This window comes from Danxiaibacter flavus (genome assembly GCF_041060425.1).
In the GTDB taxonomy this organism is placed as follows: domain Bacteria; phylum Bacteroidota; class Bacteroidia; order Chitinophagales; family Chitinophagaceae; genus Danxiaibacter; species Danxiaibacter flavus.
In genome coordinates, this window is record NZ_JAULBC010000007.1 from 421203 (window position 1) to 438977 (window position 17775).

Annotated in this window: 20 protein-coding genes; 17 read left to right on the top strand and 3 right to left on the bottom strand. The window is 45.4% G+C overall.

What is annotated here, in order from left to right:
- The first annotated feature begins 4 nt into the window (after positions 1–4).
- The 17 genes from QTN47_RS21035 to QTN47_RS21115 all read left to right on the top strand — a co-directional run bounded on the left by QTN47_RS21035 (position 5) and on the right by QTN47_RS21115 (position 15669).
- The gene (locus QTN47_RS21035) at positions 5–772 is read left to right on the top strand and encodes a M17 family peptidase N-terminal domain-containing protein (RefSeq protein WP_369331396.1); all 768 of its coding nucleotides are present in this window, start codon (positions 5–7) and stop codon (positions 770–772) included.
- 17 nt (positions 773–789) lie between these two features.
- Positions 790–2673: an amidohydrolase gene (locus tag QTN47_RS21040; RefSeq protein ID WP_369331397.1), complete on the top strand. Its 1884-nt coding sequence runs from the start codon at positions 790–792 to the stop codon at positions 2671–2673.
- A gap of 11 nt (positions 2674–2684) precedes the next feature.
- On the top strand, positions 2685–3119 hold the full coding sequence (locus tag QTN47_RS21045) for a DoxX family protein (RefSeq protein ID WP_369331398.1): 435 nt from the start codon (positions 2685–2687) through the stop codon (positions 3117–3119).
- A 4-nt stretch (positions 3120–3123) separates the two neighbouring features.
- Positions 3124–3597 (top strand): Dps family protein, encoded by a 474-nt coding sequence (locus tag QTN47_RS21050; protein WP_369331399.1) that lies wholly within the window; start codon positions 3124–3126, stop codon positions 3595–3597.
- A 43-nt stretch (positions 3598–3640) separates the two neighbouring features.
- Complete coding sequence (locus tag QTN47_RS21055; protein WP_369331400.1) at positions 3641–4336, top strand: YoaK family protein; 696 nt, start codon at positions 3641–3643, stop codon at positions 4334–4336.
- Entirely contained in the window at positions 4333–6588 is a 2256-nt protein-coding gene (locus tag QTN47_RS21060; protein WP_369331401.1) for a histidine kinase dimerization/phosphoacceptor domain -containing protein, read from the top strand. Before QTN47_RS21055 ends, QTN47_RS21060 begins: the two co-directional genes overlap by 4 nt.
- Before the next feature lie 3 nt (positions 6589–6591).
- Positions 6592–7950 carry a sigma-54-dependent transcriptional regulator gene (locus QTN47_RS21065; protein ID WP_369331402.1) on the top strand — a complete coding sequence of 453 codons (1359 nt, stop codon included), beginning with the start codon at positions 6592–6594 and terminating at the stop codon, positions 7948–7950.
- 29 nt (positions 7951–7979) lie between these two features.
- The gene (locus QTN47_RS21070; protein ID WP_369331403.1) at positions 7980–8612 is read left to right on the top strand and encodes a TMEM175 family protein; all 633 of its coding nucleotides are present in this window, start codon (positions 7980–7982) and stop codon (positions 8610–8612) included.
- 46 nt (positions 8613–8658) lie between these two features.
- The gene (locus QTN47_RS21075; protein WP_369331404.1) at positions 8659–9480 is read left to right on the top strand and encodes an alpha/beta fold hydrolase; all 822 of its coding nucleotides are present in this window, start codon (positions 8659–8661) and stop codon (positions 9478–9480) included.
- A 127-nt stretch (positions 9481–9607) separates the two neighbouring features.
- Positions 9608–10336 (top strand): pirin family protein, encoded by a 729-nt coding sequence (locus QTN47_RS21080; protein ID WP_369331405.1) that lies wholly within the window; start codon positions 9608–9610, stop codon positions 10334–10336.
- A 6-nt stretch (positions 10337–10342) separates the two neighbouring features.
- Positions 10343–10663 (top strand): hypothetical protein, encoded by a 321-nt coding sequence (locus QTN47_RS21085; protein ID WP_369331406.1) that lies wholly within the window; start codon positions 10343–10345, stop codon positions 10661–10663.
- A gap of 12 nt (positions 10664–10675) precedes the next feature.
- The gene (locus QTN47_RS21090) at positions 10676–11611 is read left to right on the top strand and encodes a ring-cleaving dioxygenase (RefSeq protein WP_369331407.1); all 936 of its coding nucleotides are present in this window, start codon (positions 10676–10678) and stop codon (positions 11609–11611) included.
- Between the two features lie 26 nt (positions 11612–11637).
- A complete protein-coding gene (locus tag QTN47_RS21095) occupies positions 11638–12906 on the top strand; it encodes an MFS transporter (protein WP_369331408.1) in 1269 nt (422 codons plus the stop codon).
- Positions 12907–12923: 17 nt separating this feature from the next.
- Positions 12924–13550, top strand: coding sequence for an alpha/beta hydrolase (locus tag QTN47_RS21100; protein ID WP_369331409.1), 627 nt, complete (start codon positions 12924–12926; stop codon positions 13548–13550).
- Positions 13551–13604: 54 nt separating this feature from the next.
- Positions 13605–13943 carry a GNAT family N-acetyltransferase gene (locus QTN47_RS21105; protein ID WP_369331410.1) on the top strand — a complete coding sequence of 113 codons (339 nt, stop codon included), beginning with the start codon at positions 13605–13607 and terminating at the stop codon, positions 13941–13943.
- Positions 13944–13952: 9 nt separating this feature from the next.
- Positions 13953–15080 (top strand): FAD binding domain-containing protein, encoded by a 1128-nt coding sequence (locus QTN47_RS21110; protein WP_369331411.1) that lies wholly within the window; start codon positions 13953–13955, stop codon positions 15078–15080.
- Between the two features lie 37 nt (positions 15081–15117).
- Complete coding sequence (locus QTN47_RS21115) at positions 15118–15669, top strand: putative antibiotic biosynthesis monooxygenase (RefSeq protein WP_369331412.1); 552 nt, start codon at positions 15118–15120, stop codon at positions 15667–15669.
- Positions 15670–16297: 628 nt separating this feature from the next.
- Here QTN47_RS21115 and QTN47_RS21120 read toward each other — a convergent pair.
- From QTN47_RS21120 to QTN47_RS21130, 3 genes are read right to left on the bottom strand one after another with little or no spacing between them, the layout of a single operon-like run.
- Positions 16298–16786 (bottom strand): GAF domain-containing protein, encoded by a 489-nt coding sequence (locus tag QTN47_RS21120; RefSeq protein WP_369331413.1) that lies wholly within the window; start codon positions 16784–16786, stop codon positions 16298–16300.
- The gene (locus tag QTN47_RS21125) at positions 16752–17267 is read right to left on the bottom strand and encodes a hypothetical protein (protein WP_369331414.1); all 516 of its coding nucleotides are present in this window, start codon (positions 17265–17267) and stop codon (positions 16752–16754) included. The genes QTN47_RS21120 and QTN47_RS21125 overlap by 35 nt, the downstream gene beginning before the upstream one ends.
- A complete protein-coding gene (locus tag QTN47_RS21130; RefSeq protein ID WP_369331415.1) occupies positions 17264–17452 on the bottom strand; it encodes a hypothetical protein in 189 nt (62 codons plus the stop codon). Before QTN47_RS21130 ends, QTN47_RS21125 begins: the two co-directional genes overlap by 4 nt.
- Positions 17453–17775: the final 323 nt, after the last annotated feature.

Here is a 17775-nt window from a genome sequence, read left to right on the forward strand (position 1 = left end):
AACTATGTTCTATACAAAAAGTAATACAGCAACGTCACCCAAAATGTTGATCCGTGCCTTCAGCATTATTGCAATGTTTTGTGTTATAACATGTGCAACAACAGTACATGCGCAACAAACAGCTTCAACTCCCGCAGCAACAACAGCGGTTGGTACCGCTAAAACATGGGGCACTGTTGACGGCATGGCCATAGAAGGGTTGGTTCAAGGTCCATCGGCAGCAGAAGCCGAACTACAGGTTGCTTGTGTATTTGAATATACCGAAGGAGATATCTTCAATGCGCCCGCATTACCTGAACCATTGAACGGCATGGTGCATCTTGATCATGCACTAAATGGCCTTATCACAGACATTCGCAAAAGCGGGAAATTTTCAGGGCATGCACTGGAGACAATACTCATCACACCGCCGGCAGGAACGCTTAAAGCAAAAAAATTATTACTGATTGGTCTCGGCGACCGAAACAAGTTCAATGCAGATTTAATGATACAAATTGGTAGTGTAGCCCTGCGTGAAGCATTAAATATCGGTGTTACACATTTTGCTTTTGCAAGTGACATCAAAGATGCAGGCATTGATTCTCCCACAGCATTAGTAGCAGGCAATGTTACTAAAGGAATCGTTGCGGCCTACCGCACACAGGCATTTCTAAAAAGCAAAAAGATGGCAACCTACAAGCCTGTTACAAAAATAACACTGCTGGCAGGCCCGGCCTTCTTTACAACGGCAGGTGAAGGTATCAAAGAAGCCATCGCATCATTTCATAATTAAAGCAAGAGGGAGGTATCATGAACTACGCAGACCTGATTTTACATAACGGAAGGATACATACGGTAAATGAATCAAACCCTTTTGCCACAGCAGTAGCAATTAAAGACGGGCTGTTCATTGCAGTGGGTGATGACGCACCTGTTTTACGCCAATACGAAGGCAAAACCACGCAGGTAATAGACCTGAAAGATAAAACCGTCATTCCCGGGTTGAACGATTCTCATATACATCTCATACGCGGCGGACTCAACTATAACCTTGAACTCAGATGGGATGGTGTGCCCTCTTTAGCAGATGCCTTGCGCATGCTGAAAGAACAGGTTGCACGCACACCATCCCCACAGTGGGTACGTGTGGTGGGTGGATGGACTGAACACCAGTTCGCCGAAAAAAGAATGCCGACGCTTGATGAGTTGAATACGATTGCACCGGACACACCGGTGTTTATCATGCACCTTTACGACCGTGCATTGCTCAATCGTGCAGCACTCAGGGCCGTAGGTTTTACTAAAGATACCCCTGCTCCACCAGGTGGTCAGATCCAACACAATGCATCAGGTGAGCCGACAGGTTTACTACTTGCCTCACCCAATGCCATGATCTTGTATTCCACGCTGGCCAAAGGTCCCAGGCTCTCCTATGAGCATCAGGTAAATTCGACAAAGCTTTTTATGCGTGAGCTCAACCGTTTTGGCATTACCAGCGTCATTGATGCAGGTGGAGGCTTCCAGAATTTCCCTGATGACTACAAAGTGATCAGTGAGCTGAACGAAAAAAAGCAGCTGACCGTGCGCATCGCATATAATCTTTTTACGCAACGTCCAAAGCAGGAATACGAAGATTTTGAACAATGGACGGGTTCCGTAAAGTTGCACCAGGGTGACGATATGTACCGCCATAACGGTGCAGGTGAAATGCTCGTATTCTCCGCAGCGGACTTTGAAGACTTTCTGCAACCACGGCCGGACCTACCTGAAACAATGGAAGCCGATCTTGAAAAAGTAGTCCGGCTGCTGGTAGAGAAAAGATGGCCTTTTAGATTACACGCAACGTATAATGAAAGCATTACACGTTTCCTCAATGTATTTGAAAAAGTAAACAGGGATATTCCATTCGCAGGCCTGCCATGGATATTTGATCACGCTGAGACTATTGACGAACGCAACATAGAACGTGTCAAGGCACTTGGCGGAGGTATTGCCATACAAAGTCGGATGGCCTTCCAGGGAGAATATTTTGCTGACCGTTATGGTGCAAAAGCAGCAGCACATACACCGCCTGTAAAACGCATGCTGGAGATGGAAGTACCTGTTGGTGCCGGAACGGATGCCACGAGGGTGAGTAGTTACAATCCATGGGTAGCGCTATACTGGCTTACGGCCGGCAGAACAGTGGGTGGTTTGCAATTATACGATGACAGTAACTTAATTAGCAGAGAAACCGCACTTGCACTCTATACAAAGGGCAGCGCGTGGTTTTCAAGTGAACAACATAAAAAAGGAAGTATTCAAGCGGGCCAGTTTGCCGATCTCGCCGTACTGGACAGGGACTTTTTTACTGTAGACAGGGAAGCGATCAAACACATTGAGTCGGTACTTACTATCATTGGAGGAAAAATAGTGTATGGCAAAGATGATTTCGCGACATACGGGCCGCCTCCACTTCCGATTTTGCCAGATTGGTCACCCGTACACAACTATCCTGGTTATTACAATGGCGCGTTGCCAGGGGCAAAAAATGCTTCGCTGAATGCTGCTGATGTAAGTGATAAGATTCATTGCTGCGCGGGCAGTTGTGACGTGCATGGCCACCATCATGATATTGCACGCAAAAGCACGATTCCGGTTAACAACTATTCAGCTTTCTGGGGTGCATTCGGTTGTTCCTGCTTTGCATTTTAAAACAAACCACTATGAACGATATAATCAAATGGGTGTTTTATTCGAATATCGGTAACGATGTAAACAATATTGCATTGCTGGTATTCCGCTGCCTGCTCGGCCTGGAACTTTTCCGGGTGCATGGGTTAAAGAAATTTCGTGTTGTTGGGGGACAAAGAGAAAAAGTACCCAACCCATTGCATCTGCCCGAAAAACTGAATAAGGCAGTGGCCACCTTCTCCGATACCGTTGTTCCTTTTTTAATGATGTTGGGTATCGCAACACGGTTGGTGATCTTGCCAACGATCGGAGTAACAGCCATTGGCTACTTTGTCGTACACCGCAAAGATGACATCGAAGTACGCGATGTACCATACATGTATACTCTTTCCCTGTTGCTGATCCTCGCGCTCGGCGCCGGTACATACTCAATTGATCATTTAATTTTTAACCATTTAACGAACTAAAACAATGAAGACAGAAATAGGCATCAAACAAGAACACCTTGCCGAGGTAGCGCATTCACTCGGAAAAATACTTGCAGATGAATTCGTGCTATATACTAAAACACGTAAAGCACACTGGTGTGTTACCGGCCCGGATTTCCACAGCAAACATCTTTTCTTTGAAGCGCAGTACCAGCAATTGGAAGAGATGGTAGATGAGGTGGCTGAGCGCATCAGAACGCTTGGGCATTTTCCACCGGCTACGCTGAAAGAATTTCTCGCATTAACACATTTGACAGAGCAGACAAGAGAAAAAAACGATGCTGCGGGATTCATCAAAGAACTATTATCAGATCATCAAAGCATTTTGATTCATCTAAGAGAAAATATCGACGGATATGCAAAAGCTTTCCATGACGCAGGCACTAGTGATTATATTACCGGGCTGATGGAACAGCACGAGAAGATGGCATGGATGCTTCGCGCGCATCTCGAATAGCGCAATGGCGTATCAATTTTCAGAACTTTAAAATTAAAGGGCAATGGCAGAACAAGGCCTACATATTAACCGGGTAACTTTTTTACTGGCGTCGGTCGCCGGCTTTTGTGATACCGTCACATTTGTGTCGGGTGATTCTATTTTCTCCGCGCATGTAACGGGCAACTTTATCGTGTTTGCTGCACAGATCGCAGGCAATGGGTATCATGCAGGGGGTTGGTTAAAGTTGCTGACCTTCCCTGTATTTGTGCTGGCTGTTATGGCCGGCGGCTGGCTCGCCGACAATACAAGCCGCAGGTATAACCTGCTGTTGGTAGAAAGTATTGTATTAATGCTATGCGGTATCGCTGCCATGTTTTTACCGTTGTTCCCGGCCGGCACAGAAAAATTGCTGATGTACTTTGTTGTAATGAGTACGGTTGTCGCGATGGGTTTTCAAAATGCTTTCGGAAGGTTATTTGCCAAAGAAACGCATGGGCCGACAACGATGATGACAGGTAACGTTACACAAGCATCTCTTGATCTTGGAAGCTTGCTACGCAAGGGTTTCACAAGCCAGCCATCCACGCAGGAAAGTTTAAAGAAATTGTCGGTTACCATTGGTGGTTTTCTTGTGGGCTGTGTCGCCGGTGCACTGCTTGCCGGGTGGTTGGGTTTAAGTGTGCTTATCGTGCCGGCTGTCGCTATTATCATTTGTTATTTGCATGGGGAATCGGATGCGTCTAAATTTGATCAATGAGTTACTATTCCTTCATAATACGGATTGTCATCCTGTTGCTCCTGCCGCTTAGCCTAGGTGCGCAGCAGCAAGCCAACCCGGAATATATCAGCCGTTTACTGGAGACTGCAAAAGCGGACACGGCTACCGTCAGCGAACTGCAACGTGCCGGTGAATTTTTCCTATATAAACCGGGGGCCAATCCTGATGACATGGGCATGGTGCACCGCTTTGCCTCGAAGATCGAATCCATAAGCGCCGGCATACATTACCTCAAAGGACAAGCAATGGGCAAATTGCTGCATGCACAGGCGTACCGGGAAGCGGGTTCAAAACAAGGGCGGCAATTATGTGAAGAAGCGGTAGCTATGCTTCGGAACAGTAATCTTCGCCAGCTTTATGCCCAGGCGATTATTGAACTTGGCGGAACTTACGCCAATACCCAGCAAGACCTGCCGGTCAAAATAGACTACTATCGCCAGGGAGCAGAAATGCTCGGCCAGATGGGTGACAAGCTTTCAGAAGCAAAACTAAAAGAGTTTATCGCCGAGCTGCTGCAGTTAAATGGCAGCAACCGGGAATCAATCGCGATGCTGAATGAAACACTTGCTATTTACCAGTCAGCGGGGTACCCGAGACTCCATGGTCTCTATTCCGTAATGGCAGAAAGCTACCACCGACTGGACGATTTTGTTGAATCGTTGCGTTATAACCTGATGGCCGTTGATGTCGGAGAAAAACTGGAGGACACAGGCGAACTGATGACAACGGTGTATAATCGTGTTGGGTTGAACTATTATAGCATTCAATATTTCGACCAGGCGCTGGACTATTTTAATAAAGCGCTTGCCGGCGCACACTACAACAGAGATACACCTGTTATCCAGAATATGCTGGTTAATATCGCCGATGCACTTCGTGGTAAAGGACAACACAGGCGAAGCCTGGACACACTCGCTATGGCTGCAACCTATGGCCCGACAACAGAGGATGATGACAAAATACACGTGTACCAGACCTATCTGAAAAACTACCTGGCATTGAAGGGGTACGCCAACGCTGATAAGTATAGCAAGAAGCTCTTGCAGATTTACCAGCATGATAAACTGTCCGGCACCATGAACCAGGTTGTACGTATGTCGGCAGTCGCCTACTTACAGGCGCGTGAACGTTTTGAAGAAACAATTCCACTTCTGGCTGCCTTTGATCGTGACAAAGACAGTGCATTCCTGCCGCTCGCCCGTAAAGTCGAAGCCGCCTATCTTTTTTTTAGAACAGACTCTGCGCTCGGTCATTTGTCTGCTGCTATTACGCGGCACGAACAATACAAAATGCTATCTGATTCTTTGACAAACATCAACCAGGCCCGGCAACTTGGTGTGTTGCAATTACAGTTTGAAACACAGCAAAAAGATAAGAATATCGAGATACTGACACAAAAAAGTAAGCTGCAGGACGCATCTCTTCAAAAAGAAAAAATGTTTCGCAATGTTTTTGTCGTAGGTGTATGTATGCTGGCCGTAGTGTCATCTCTCCTCTATAACCGCTACCGGTATAAGACACGTTCCAATCAAAAACTGGAGAGTAAACAGAAGAAAATTAACCAGCAGAATGAGGTACTTAAAAAACTGGTCGACGAAAAAGAATGGCTATTAAAGGAGGTGCATCATCGCGTTAAAAACAATTTACAGATCGTGATCAGTTTACTCAATACCCAGTCCGAATATCTCAACAACGCCGATGCAATCGCCGCGATACGCAACAGTCAGCACAGGATGCATGCGATGTCGCTTATCCACCAGCGACTCTACCAGGTGGAAAATCTGGGTAAAATTGATATGGAATGGTATGTACGGGAGTTGATTACATACATGAAAGAATCCTTTGAATATACCGATAAGATCCGTTTCGTGGTAGACGTAAAGCAGGTATGCCTGGATTCAGCACAGGCGGTGCCTGTTGGGCTCATCATCAATGAGGCGGTAACCAATGCAATCAAATATGCATTCCCGAACGGGCGACCGGGAACCATAACCCTTGCGTTGAAACATGCTGCTGAGGGAGGTTGTTTGTTGCAAATCTCAGATGATGGCGTGGGATTGCCGCAGGACTACGATGTCGAACAAGGCGATTCCCTGGGCATGAGCCTGATGCATGGACTGGCTGACCAACTGGATGGAACACTGCAACTAACAACCGGAGAAAACGGCGTTCGGATTACGCTGGCTTTTAAATGTCGCTTTTTACAAACAAACACCCTTCAAATTGCGTAATAGATGTCTTTAGGAAAAATACTAATTGTCGAAGATGAATTTATCGTTGCCAACGATTTACGCATTATGCTTATGAGGGCGGGCTATACAGTTTGCGGCATAGCCTCCTCCGTGGAAGGTGCGCGCAAGCTGATCGATGCAAAAAAACCGGACTGGGTGCTGCTGGATATTACATTGAAGACCGCACTGTCAGGTATTGAACTGGGGAAAGAACTCTCGGAACAAAAAAAGCCTTTTTTATACATTTCTGCTAATACCAGCCAGGCTACACTTGAGGAAGCGAAGACGACCCAACCGTATGGCTTTCTTGTAAAGCCGTTCAGGGAAAAAGACCTGCTGGTGATGCTTGATATTGCCCGCTACAGGTACGGTATCGAAACAGGCAGCATACTTACACGTAATGCTACGGACAGCAGGAATATCGACTTTTCTGAAATTATCGGACGCGGACCAGCGGTAATGAAGGCACTGAGCAAGGTAAAAACTGTGGCGCCGACAAATACGTCGGTACTGCTGCTCGGAGAAAGCGGCACCGGCAAAGAACGGTTCGCCCAGGCGATTCACCGGAATTCGAACCGACAGAACAATGTCCTTGTTATCGTTAACTGCGCCGCGTTACCGGTGTCGCTGTTGGAGTCAGAACTCTTCGGTCACGAAAAAGGCGCATTTACTGGTGCCAATACACGGCGTACAGGCAAGTTTCAACTCGCTGACGGTGGGACCATCTTTCTCGACGAAATTGGGGAGTTACCATTGGAAGCACAGGTAAAACTACTTCGTGTGCTACAGGAAAAAGAAGTACAGCGACTTGGAGGCAACACTACAGAAAAAGTGGACGTGCGTATTGTAGCAGCCACCAACAGAAACCTTGAAAAAGAAGTGGCTGATGGCAGATTCCGATTAGACCTCTACTATCGCCTGAATGTTTTCCCCATCGAACTGCCGCCTTTACGTGAACGCAAAGAAGACATCGAACCACTGGTACAGCATTTCCTGGCAAAGTTTTCCAAAGCCGCAGGCAGGCCTCAGCCACGCGTTAATTCCGAAGTCATGGACGCGCTGATCGAATACCAGTGGCCGGGTAATATACGTGAGCTCGAACATATGGTTGAACGCCTTGTGCTATTGGCAGAAGAAGATGAAGTGAAGCATGTTGAGTTACCTGTTCACCTGGATAATAAGATGCCCACTTCCATGCTCGAGACAATGGAAGAAATGGAGCGAAACCATATCATGCGCGCACTCACACTTGCTAAAGGAAAGGTAGCCGGCAAAGGTGGCGCGGCAGAACTATTAGACATGCCTGTCCAAACGGTCTATTCTAAAATGAAACGGCTCGGCATCACCGCAGCCTATAAATAATTACCGTCGATTAATTGTGAAAAAATATCATGGAAAAAGAAACATCCCGCATAGAAGCTTTCAGCGACGCAGTATTTGCAATTGCGATCACTCTGCTGGTGCTGGAACTACATGTTCCACCCATAGAGGCTGCAAGCCATCAACCCGGCGGGCTGACAGCAGCGTTGACAACACTCTGGCCCTCCTATCTTGCCTTCGGCCTGTCTTTTTTCAGCATTTATATTATGTGGGTGAACCATCACAAATTGTTTAAGCAGATCTACAAACGCAGTTCGCCGCTGATGTTTGCAAATGGCCTTATTTTGTTCTTAGCTACCTGCATATCCTTCCCAACTGCATTGTTGGCGGAATATATCAACACATCCTATATCAACACGGCTGTTGCGTTATATACAGCCTTATTTGTTTGTATCAACCTTTCTTTTAACCTGCTGTGGTGGCTTGCGTCCAAAGACAGCAGTTTACTACGTCCGGGTCTTACCAGCCAACATATCAGGGCCATCAAAAGAAACTATCTCTATGGTATACCCATTCATGTGCTGGCCTGCCTGTTGTCATTTTTTTATCCTGTCATTGCATTACTGGTATGCGCCTGTCTTTGGACTTATTGGGCATTTACTTCCGGAAAACTTGACATGGTAAAAGAAGAAAGTACATCATAAACGCATTTTTTACTCCTCATTTTTAATCCAAATAAAAAACACAGTTATGAGCAGGATCACAGTAAAAGACGGAACAGAAATTTATTACAAAGATTGGGGTACCGGACAACCACTCGTATTCCACCATGGATGGCCGCTGTCAAGCGACGATTGGGACGCACAGATGATTTTCTTTTTACACCAGGGATACCGTGTTATTGCGCTTGACCGCAGGGGACATGGCAGATCAAGCCAAACGGCTGTTGGCCACGACATGGATACCTACGCATCCGACGTTGCAGCACTCACAGAAGCGCTCGATCTAAAGAATGCCGTGCATATCGGACATTCGACTGGTGGTGGTGAAGTTATTCGCTATGCTGCCAAATATGGCAAAGGCCGTGTTGCAAAAGCAGTACTGGTAAGCGCGGTAACGCCTATTATGGTTCAAAATGAAAACAACCCTGACGGTGTTCCGCTGTCTGTGTTCGATGATATACGCAATAGCACAGCTACAAACAGGCAGCAATTCTTCCAGGATTTTACTATCCCATTCTATGGCTATAACCGCGAAGGTGCGAACGTGTCTCAGGGTGTTCGCGACAACTGGTGGCGCCAGGGCATGATGGGAGCTATAACAGCGCACTATGATTGTATCAAGGCTTTTTCAGAAACAGATTTTACAGAAGACTTAAAGAGCGTAGACATCCCGGTGCTTGTGTTGCATGGCGAAGATGACCAGATCGTTCCGTTTGCTGCCTCAGGCGCTAAGGCGGTTAAGCTGTTAAAAAACGGGAAGCTGATTTCTTACCCGGGATTCCCACACGGAATGCCGACAACAGAGGCTGCAACGATCAACCGTGACCTGCTGGCATTTATTAAAGCATAACCATGCTGCGATCGGGCCGCCGGTAGTTGATACCGGCGGCCTGTATTCTGTTCGTTATGCTGCACAGCAACTTTCCAGACAGCACATCACTTATCATTACCCATCCGGGTATTAAAACATATACACGATGGCACAATACATTTATCATAAGGCAGACACTCGTGGACATGATCACCACGAATGGCTGGATAGCAAAAAGACATTCAGCTTTGGCGATTATTACAATCCTGAACGCATGGGTTTTGGCGCATTGCGGGTACTAAACGATGATACGCTGCCCGGGAGAAAAGGTTTCGGGTCGCACCCACATGATAACATGGAAATTATCAGCATACCGCTTAAAGGCAGCCTGGTACATGAAGACTCTGTAGGTAACAAAGCTATTGCCGCTACGGGTTCAGTGCAGGTAATGCACGCCGGCAGCGGGCTGTTTCACAGCGAGTATAATAACAGCGTGGAAGAAGAGGCTGAATTCCTGCAGATATGGATATACCCCGAAGACCTCAACACATCGCCGCGTTATACTTTAGGTGTGTTGCCATTGATAACAGACGTAGATGTGCTGCATACGTTTATCGGGCCCGGCAGCCTCGATGGACTAACCGTTCGAAAAGACACCTGGTTTAGCTATGGCGTATTTAGCAGTGGCCACACCTTTAATTACGTAATCCGTAAAGCAGCCAATGGCATTGATGTATTTGTCATTAGTGGCAGTTTTTTCGTGGACGGAAAATTACTCTCACAAAGAGACGGTATGGGCATCCGGAACGCAACAGCGATCGACATTGAAACGCTCGGTGCTGAGGCACGGTTACTCGTAATAGAAATCCCCATGGACATACATGATCAAAACTGAAAACTAATGAAACAAGCAACACAACTGCAATTATTGGCAGTAGGATACGATACGGCCATGATGGAGGTTATTGAAAGATTGCTCAACAGCCATGCAGACTGGAAAGGCACTGTTGCGCATAGCAAACAGGAAGGCATAGAAAAAATGAAAAAGAATCGCTATGATGCTGTATTGCTTTGTGCAGGTGTTACCGCAGCAGATGAAACAGCGTTTCGTGCAACCGTAGAGGAAGAGGGACTGACCACTAAAATCATCAGGCATTACGGAGGCGGCAGCGGCCTTTTGGAAAATGAATTACGCGCTGCATTCAATCAAAGCGGACTTTAAAAAAACTGAACAATGAACGATCAAATATTGGGGCTGCACCATATTACAGCTATTGCGGCAAACGCACAACGAAACCACGACTTTTATACAAACATCCTTGGCCTTAGGATGGTAAAGAAGACCGTTAATTTTGATGACCCGGGTACCTATCATTTTTATTATGGCAATGAAAATGGTACACCAGGTACAATACTTACTTTTTTTCCCTGGAAAGGCATCGGGCAAGGCCACAACGGTACAGGTATGGCCACTGATATTGCTTATGCAGTACCTGCAGGAAGTTTTGATGCGTGGAAAGAAAGGTTTACACGTTTTAATGTGCCATTCTCAGAAGCAACAGAACGCTTTGGCGAACACTACCTTTCTTTCACAGATCCTGACGGACTAAGCATTAGCCTGGTAGCACCACAAAAAGAAGATGCAAGAGCGCCATGGCAGACAGCAGAAGTAAAAGCAGACATGGCCACAAAAGGTTTCCATAGCACCACTTTATCTCTACGAAAAATAGATGCAACAGCCAGTGTACTGACAGACATATTCGGCTATCATTTGCTGGCACAGGAAGGCAACCGCTATCGCTTTACAACCGATGCTGTAGAAACAGCTGGCATCATAGACCTGTTGGAATTGCCTGACGGAAAATCCGGGTATAATGCAGCAGGCACTAACCATCATGTGGCATTCAGGGTAGCTAATGAAACAATACAGATGAATTTTCATGAAAAAGTATTGAGCAAAGGTTTGCAGATAACACCCAAGATCGATCGTGATTATTTTTTCTCTTTGTATTTCCGAGAGCCGGGTGGTGTACTGTTTGAAATAGCTACCGACAATCCTGGTTTTACTGTTGACGAACCTTTGGCAGAGCTGGGCAATAACCTGAAGCTTCCGAAACAATATGAACCAATGAGAGCTGAGATTGAAAAAGCATTGCCTGTTTTAAAATAATTAATTAACCGCAGTATCGTCATATCATGATAGAAGCACCATCTGCTTTTGCGCCGTTAAAAGAGCGTTTATTCCGGACACTTTGGATCGCTGCATTTGTCTCCAACGTTGGCACCTGGATGCAAAATGTTGGTGTGAGCTGGCTGGCCGCCTCGTTGTCGGTTTCGCCCGTTATGATATCGCTGATACAAACGGCGGCATCATTGCCGGCCCTATTGTTCAGCTACCCTGCAGGTGTTATCTCCGATCACGCAGACAGGCGGCGGTTGCTAATCGGCTTGCAGGTTTTCCTCTTTATCGTAGTGCTGCTATTATTTATTTTTTCGCAGCAGCAATGGTTAACGATGCGTTCTTTATTGGTGTTTACGTTTCTTGTCGGTGCAGGTATTGCATTCACAACACCCGTGTGGCAGGCCATTACACCGGAAGTAGTCAGCAAACCTTTAATGAAAGAAGCCATTGCGCTCAATGGTGTCAACTTTAACCTGGCACGCGCTATCGGCCCGGCACTCGGAGGTCTCATGCTGGTAGCGTTAGGCATCAAGAGCATTTTTCTTTTCAATGCAGTTTCTTTTCTTGCATTGATTGCAGGCTTATATAGCTGGAGTAACACACCGGCAACTTTTAAAAAGAATTCTTTTGGTAAAACGGCGATGGAGGGACTACTTGCTGTACGCCGCTCCACTCCTTTTTTACACCTTTTGCTACGTACCGTTTCCTTTACCGCTTTTGTAAGCATACTCTTTGCGTTTTTACCTCAGCTATCCAAATACCAATGGCACCAGGACAGCAGCCAATACACGCTGCTTTGGGTAAGCCTTGGCATAGGTTCTTTGATCGGCAGTTACCTGTATGGTTTTTGGAACAGAACTGCGGGCGCCGCAACAATCATCTTCGTCAGCTGCCTCGTAATAGCCAGTTGCCTGCTCTTACTTACATGGGCGAAGGACAGTTATAGCATTAACCTCATTCTCCTCATCATGGGTATTGCATGGATCAATGCAACATCAACTTTAAATGTGTTGGCGCAACAACTATCGCCTGCGGCCTTTAAAGGCCGGTTTCTCGCGGTTAACGTAACCGTTTTTCAGACATCCATCGCACTCTCCAGCATTGGCTGGGGCGCACTTGCCAGCATGCTGTCTGTAATGATGGTAGTACGGATTGCAGCAATCGGTATGGCGCTGGTGGCAATACTCCTGCTGTTTATTCCGATGGAAGATGAAGCAGTAGAGATAGCAGGCACGGTTGCCTGCAGTGACCCGTTGCTGCAATACCAACGCAACAAACGTTAGCCTGTTTAAAAAAAATTATGCATAAAGAAAACATTATTACTGTGGGTAAGCCGATCAATGAAGCATCTAAAGCGCTCATTATGATACATGGCAGAGGTGCGTCTGCTAATGATATACTATCACTGGCAGCATACTTACCTGTTAGCGAGTATGCATTACTTGCACCACAGGCTACCAACTTTACCTGGTACCCTCTATCATTCCTGGCCCCGCCTGTGGAGAACGAGCCCTGGCTTTCTTCGGCACTTGGCTTATTAAAAAAGACTATAGACTGCATACAGGAATATGGTATCGATAAGAGGAATATATTTTTTCTCGGTTTCTCACAAGGCGCTTGCCTCATGCTTGAATTCGTCGCGAGAAATGCAGCACGCTATGGAGGTGCAGTGGCTTTCACCGGCGGCCTCATCGGCGACAAAATATACCAGGATAACTATACAGGCACCTTTGAAGGCATGCCTGTTTTCATTGGCAGTTCTAATCCTGACATGCATGTCCCGGCAGAACGGGTACACGCATCATCTGCTATGCTACGTGCAATGGGCGCCAATGTAACCGAAAAAATCTATGATAATATGGGGCACACGATCATAGAAGATGAGATCAAACAGGCAACGGACCTTGTATTTAATCCGGCACACTAAAACATGCCCTCATGTTACGAGGTACGTTTCACTAAAACGCATAAAGAACAAAAGATGGAACCTGTAGTAAACAATAGCAGTGAGCAGCAATTTGAGATAGAAACTGACGGATCAAAAGCGTACCTCACTTACCGGTTTTACAAGCAAAGCATCGCATTCATGCATACGTTTGTGCCGGAACAATTGAAAGGACAAGGCATAGCTTCCATGCTTGCAACCGCAGCTTTTGCCCATGCAAAAGAAATGAAAAAACAAGTGATGGTCTATTGTCCGTTCGTAGCGTCTTTTATAAAAAAACACCCGGAGTACGAGGCTCAATTAGATCCTGCATACCATAACAAACGCCAACCTGCTGCCGATGTCTTTAGCAAAACAAAAAACGCAAATCAATAAATAGACATTATGAAAATTATCATTATCGGTGGTTCGATTGGCGGGCTGAGCGCCGGCATCGCACTGCTTTGCAGGGGATATGACGTTGAAATCTATGAACGCTCCACGGGGCACATGCAGGACAGAGGCGCCGGCCTGGTCATCCAGCCCGATATGATGAACTATTTGAACGAATATCATATTTCGGCGAAAGAAGTTTTTGGTGTGCCTGCCTATGAAAGACAGGTACTGGATAGTAAAGGGACAGTCACGCACACATTTCAAAACGACACCTCCTTTACTTCCTGGAACTATATCTGGCAACAGCTCAAAGATTATTTTCCTAATGAACGCTATTTCTTCGGTCATCAATTGGAAACTATAGAAGAAAACGAGCATCATGTAACGGTGCATTTCTCGAACGGAACAAGACAAACAGCAAACCTGGTGATTGGCGCAGATGGTTACGGCTCAGTAACAAGAAATCACTTTCTACCCAATACGGCGCCTACCTATGCAGGTTATGTGGCTTACCGGGGGCTCATACCCGAAAATGAAATGACTGATGCGGAAGTGGCTTTTTTTGAAAACAAGTTTTCCATTTATCCTTACCATCACTCACACCTGCTTTGTTACATGGTACCAGGCATAAAAGGTGAATTAAACAAAGGGCAACGCCTATACAATTGGGTATGGTATCTCAATAAATCACACGAGCAACTGGCGGATATCCTGACGGGTAAAGATGAAAAAACAAGAATGTATTCAGTTCCTCCCGGCTTTCTTAGCAGCAAGTCTGTCAGCGACCTACATGCGCAGGCACACCAGGAGCTACCGAAAATTTTAAGAGACCGGGTACTCCAAACAGAAAGTCCTTTTGTCCAGGTAATAGTAGATATGGCTGTACTCAAGATGTATAACGGGCGGGTGGCAATACTTGGCGATGCCGCTTGTGTGGTACGACCACATACTGCCTCCGGCACTGCTAAAGCTTATCGGGATGCGATCGCACTTGCCAATTGTTTGCATTACCATAATGGTGATGTTGACAAGGCGTTACCCCATTGGAATGATCAACAAATACGTGAGGCGTTACACCTCACTTCGTATGGTAAACAGTTGGCGCTAAGAAGTGGGCTCGGCATTAACCTTCATTGAACACAATTTATTTCCCAATACCTCAGCTATTAATCTTATGGAAAAAGAAGGCGCAACGGTAGTCATCGCACACCAAATCATAGACGGTAAACACCAGGAATATGAAAACTGGCTGGATGAGATCGGTCCCATTGCAAGAAATGCCAATGGTCATATTAACTGGCAGATCATTCGCCCTATTCCCGGTTTGACATATTTGTATACGATCATTATCCGCTTTGACACTATAGACAACCTGAAACTGTGGATGGAGTCAGAGGACAGGAAACGTCTGGTTGAAAAAATTCGCCCACTACTAAAAACAGATGACAATTATGATATCATCACCGGTTTGGATTTTTTATTCAGTCCTCAAAACAATAAAGCAAAACCTCCTGTTCGCTGGAAACAATTTCTAACTACCTGGTCCGCAATTTATCCTTTGTCCATACTCATCCCTTCAGCCCTGATTCCCTTTTTAAGAATGCTAAAAGTTCCTCCATCACGAATCGTTGATGCATTTTTTGTCTCAGGAATTATTGTGTTCCTGATGGTTTATCTCGTTATGCCGCACTATACAAGATGGATAAAAAAATGGCTGTATAAATAAACCACTGCAAATATTTCTGTAAACAACGGAAAATCTGCGTACAGGACCCCGCAACGCTTTTTAAACCCACCTACTTATGTTACGATGAATAGTGCGAATTGATTTGTATTAGGCCAAGCAATTTGATTGAAGTTGAAAGCGGCAAGCGCGGATTTACAATTGAGCAGATTGTAAAAGCAGCGGCAGCGAGCGCCTTTTTTACAAATAAAACGAGGTACACTTCGGATTGTTGTTTTTGCCATCTTCTCTTCTTATCCCGCGAAGTTCCTGCACTTGTATTGGGATTAAAATCCTCATTTATCTGCCGGGCGAGATGCATTCCGCTAGTAGTGGAATAAACACGAAAGAAAATACAACAGCTGCACAGATATCAATGCAAAATCAAACAAGCCGCTCGACGAACGGCTTATTTGATTTTACTTTTAGTAAATACCTGTACACTTTGTTGTTAGTGGGCTTTCGCTCAATTACCGTCCGGCACACCCAACAAGCAGGCGAGAGTGAGAAACACCAACAAGGACGAAAACACCAGCAAGGGCGAGAAATTTCATACTTCCTAGCAAAATATCGCCTAATAGAACCTGACGTTTAAGAAAACTTTTCCTAGAAGGCGAAAAAGGAAGACGCTCTATTTAAAAAAGCGAGGAATGTTCCATAAATGATTGATAAGTAATGTTAACCGCTTTATTTGCGCATTAAGTTTGGTTATAAGATGTATATCATCCTTATTTTCAGTTTCTTCTAATCTTTGTTGAACAAGCTCACCAAAAATTTTCATACTGGTTACAGCCGTTTTTAACTCATGACCTGCAACTCCGATAAACTCATCTTTTTGCCTCAAAAGGTGACGAAGATGTGATTCAGAATCCCGTAGCATTTCTTCTGCCCTCGCTAGCTCAACTCTGGCCCAAATTCGGGACACAAGCTCCTGCATAAGGGCCAAATCCTCTGCCGTCCACTGACGCGTTTTTAAGTCAATGACAGAAAGTAAGGAATTGAATTTACCATCCTTTGCAAGTGGTACTGCAATAAAGGACCTTACCCCCAAAGCAGCAAAGTTTTTGGCGTTGAACCGGGAGTCGTTAAAAGCATCGCAGGCAACAGAAAGCTTGCCCATTATTCATTCTTTCTGCTTCTTCGCGGCTCCATAATTCTTCTGTATCATATATTCCCTTTAATGATGGGACAAAATCGGCATTCCATCCATAATTTGCTACTGCAGTAGTCCGGTCATCAGTAATTTCCGCAAAACTGCACCACGGCACATCAAAGTGTTTTGCAATCTTTTCAGCTAGTTCGTCAAGGCCATTTCTTATATTTCTTAACATGACTAGATCTCTGGTAATTTCCGAAAGGAAAGATTGATTTTTTTGATAAATTTTTACCTGCGTAATGTCTTTAAATAAAATGGCAATGTTGGCTTCAGAATCTTCTCCTATTTTAACGTAAGATGCATCAAACCAACGTCCGAGGCTGTGAATATGCTGCTCCACCCGGACCAGCGTTGGAAACTCCGCTGCTTTTCGCGCATATTGAAGTATTGTTGTCAGCAAGTTTGGCGACAATTCACTGGCTTTCTTGTCAATTACATCAGTCAATCCAGTGTGCCTTTCAAAGGACTGGTTAACATGCCGAAGACCAGATCGGTAATATCTCCGGTTCTATCTCTTTGGGGCTCCAGGATTGCAACACCAAAATCGACGGCATCGAATAATCGTTGACATTCGTCAATCAGCGGAAGATGTAAGGAAGGCGATATATTGGTACTATTGCTTTTGTTCATGCTCTATTATCTTTTAAGAGGCTAAATGGAATACTGCAAAAGGCTTGCAAAGTTTTAGAAACATGGAATTATCATCCCGCGGTAAGATATTGAGGAAGAGTTCCACACTATACGGAAAGTTGCACCCTTGAAATATTTTTCATAACTCACTTTGCGGCAAGTGCTCAGAAAATGATCAGCAGGCAACAAATAATCTCCTGATATGATCGCCACTGGTTTGTTCACAGATGGGAAATAGACAGACAGAGTTTCTGCATTTTAATCTGCACAAAACGTAGGCAGAAAACCTCAAAATGCTTCATCGTCCGGAGCTAACTATGTAC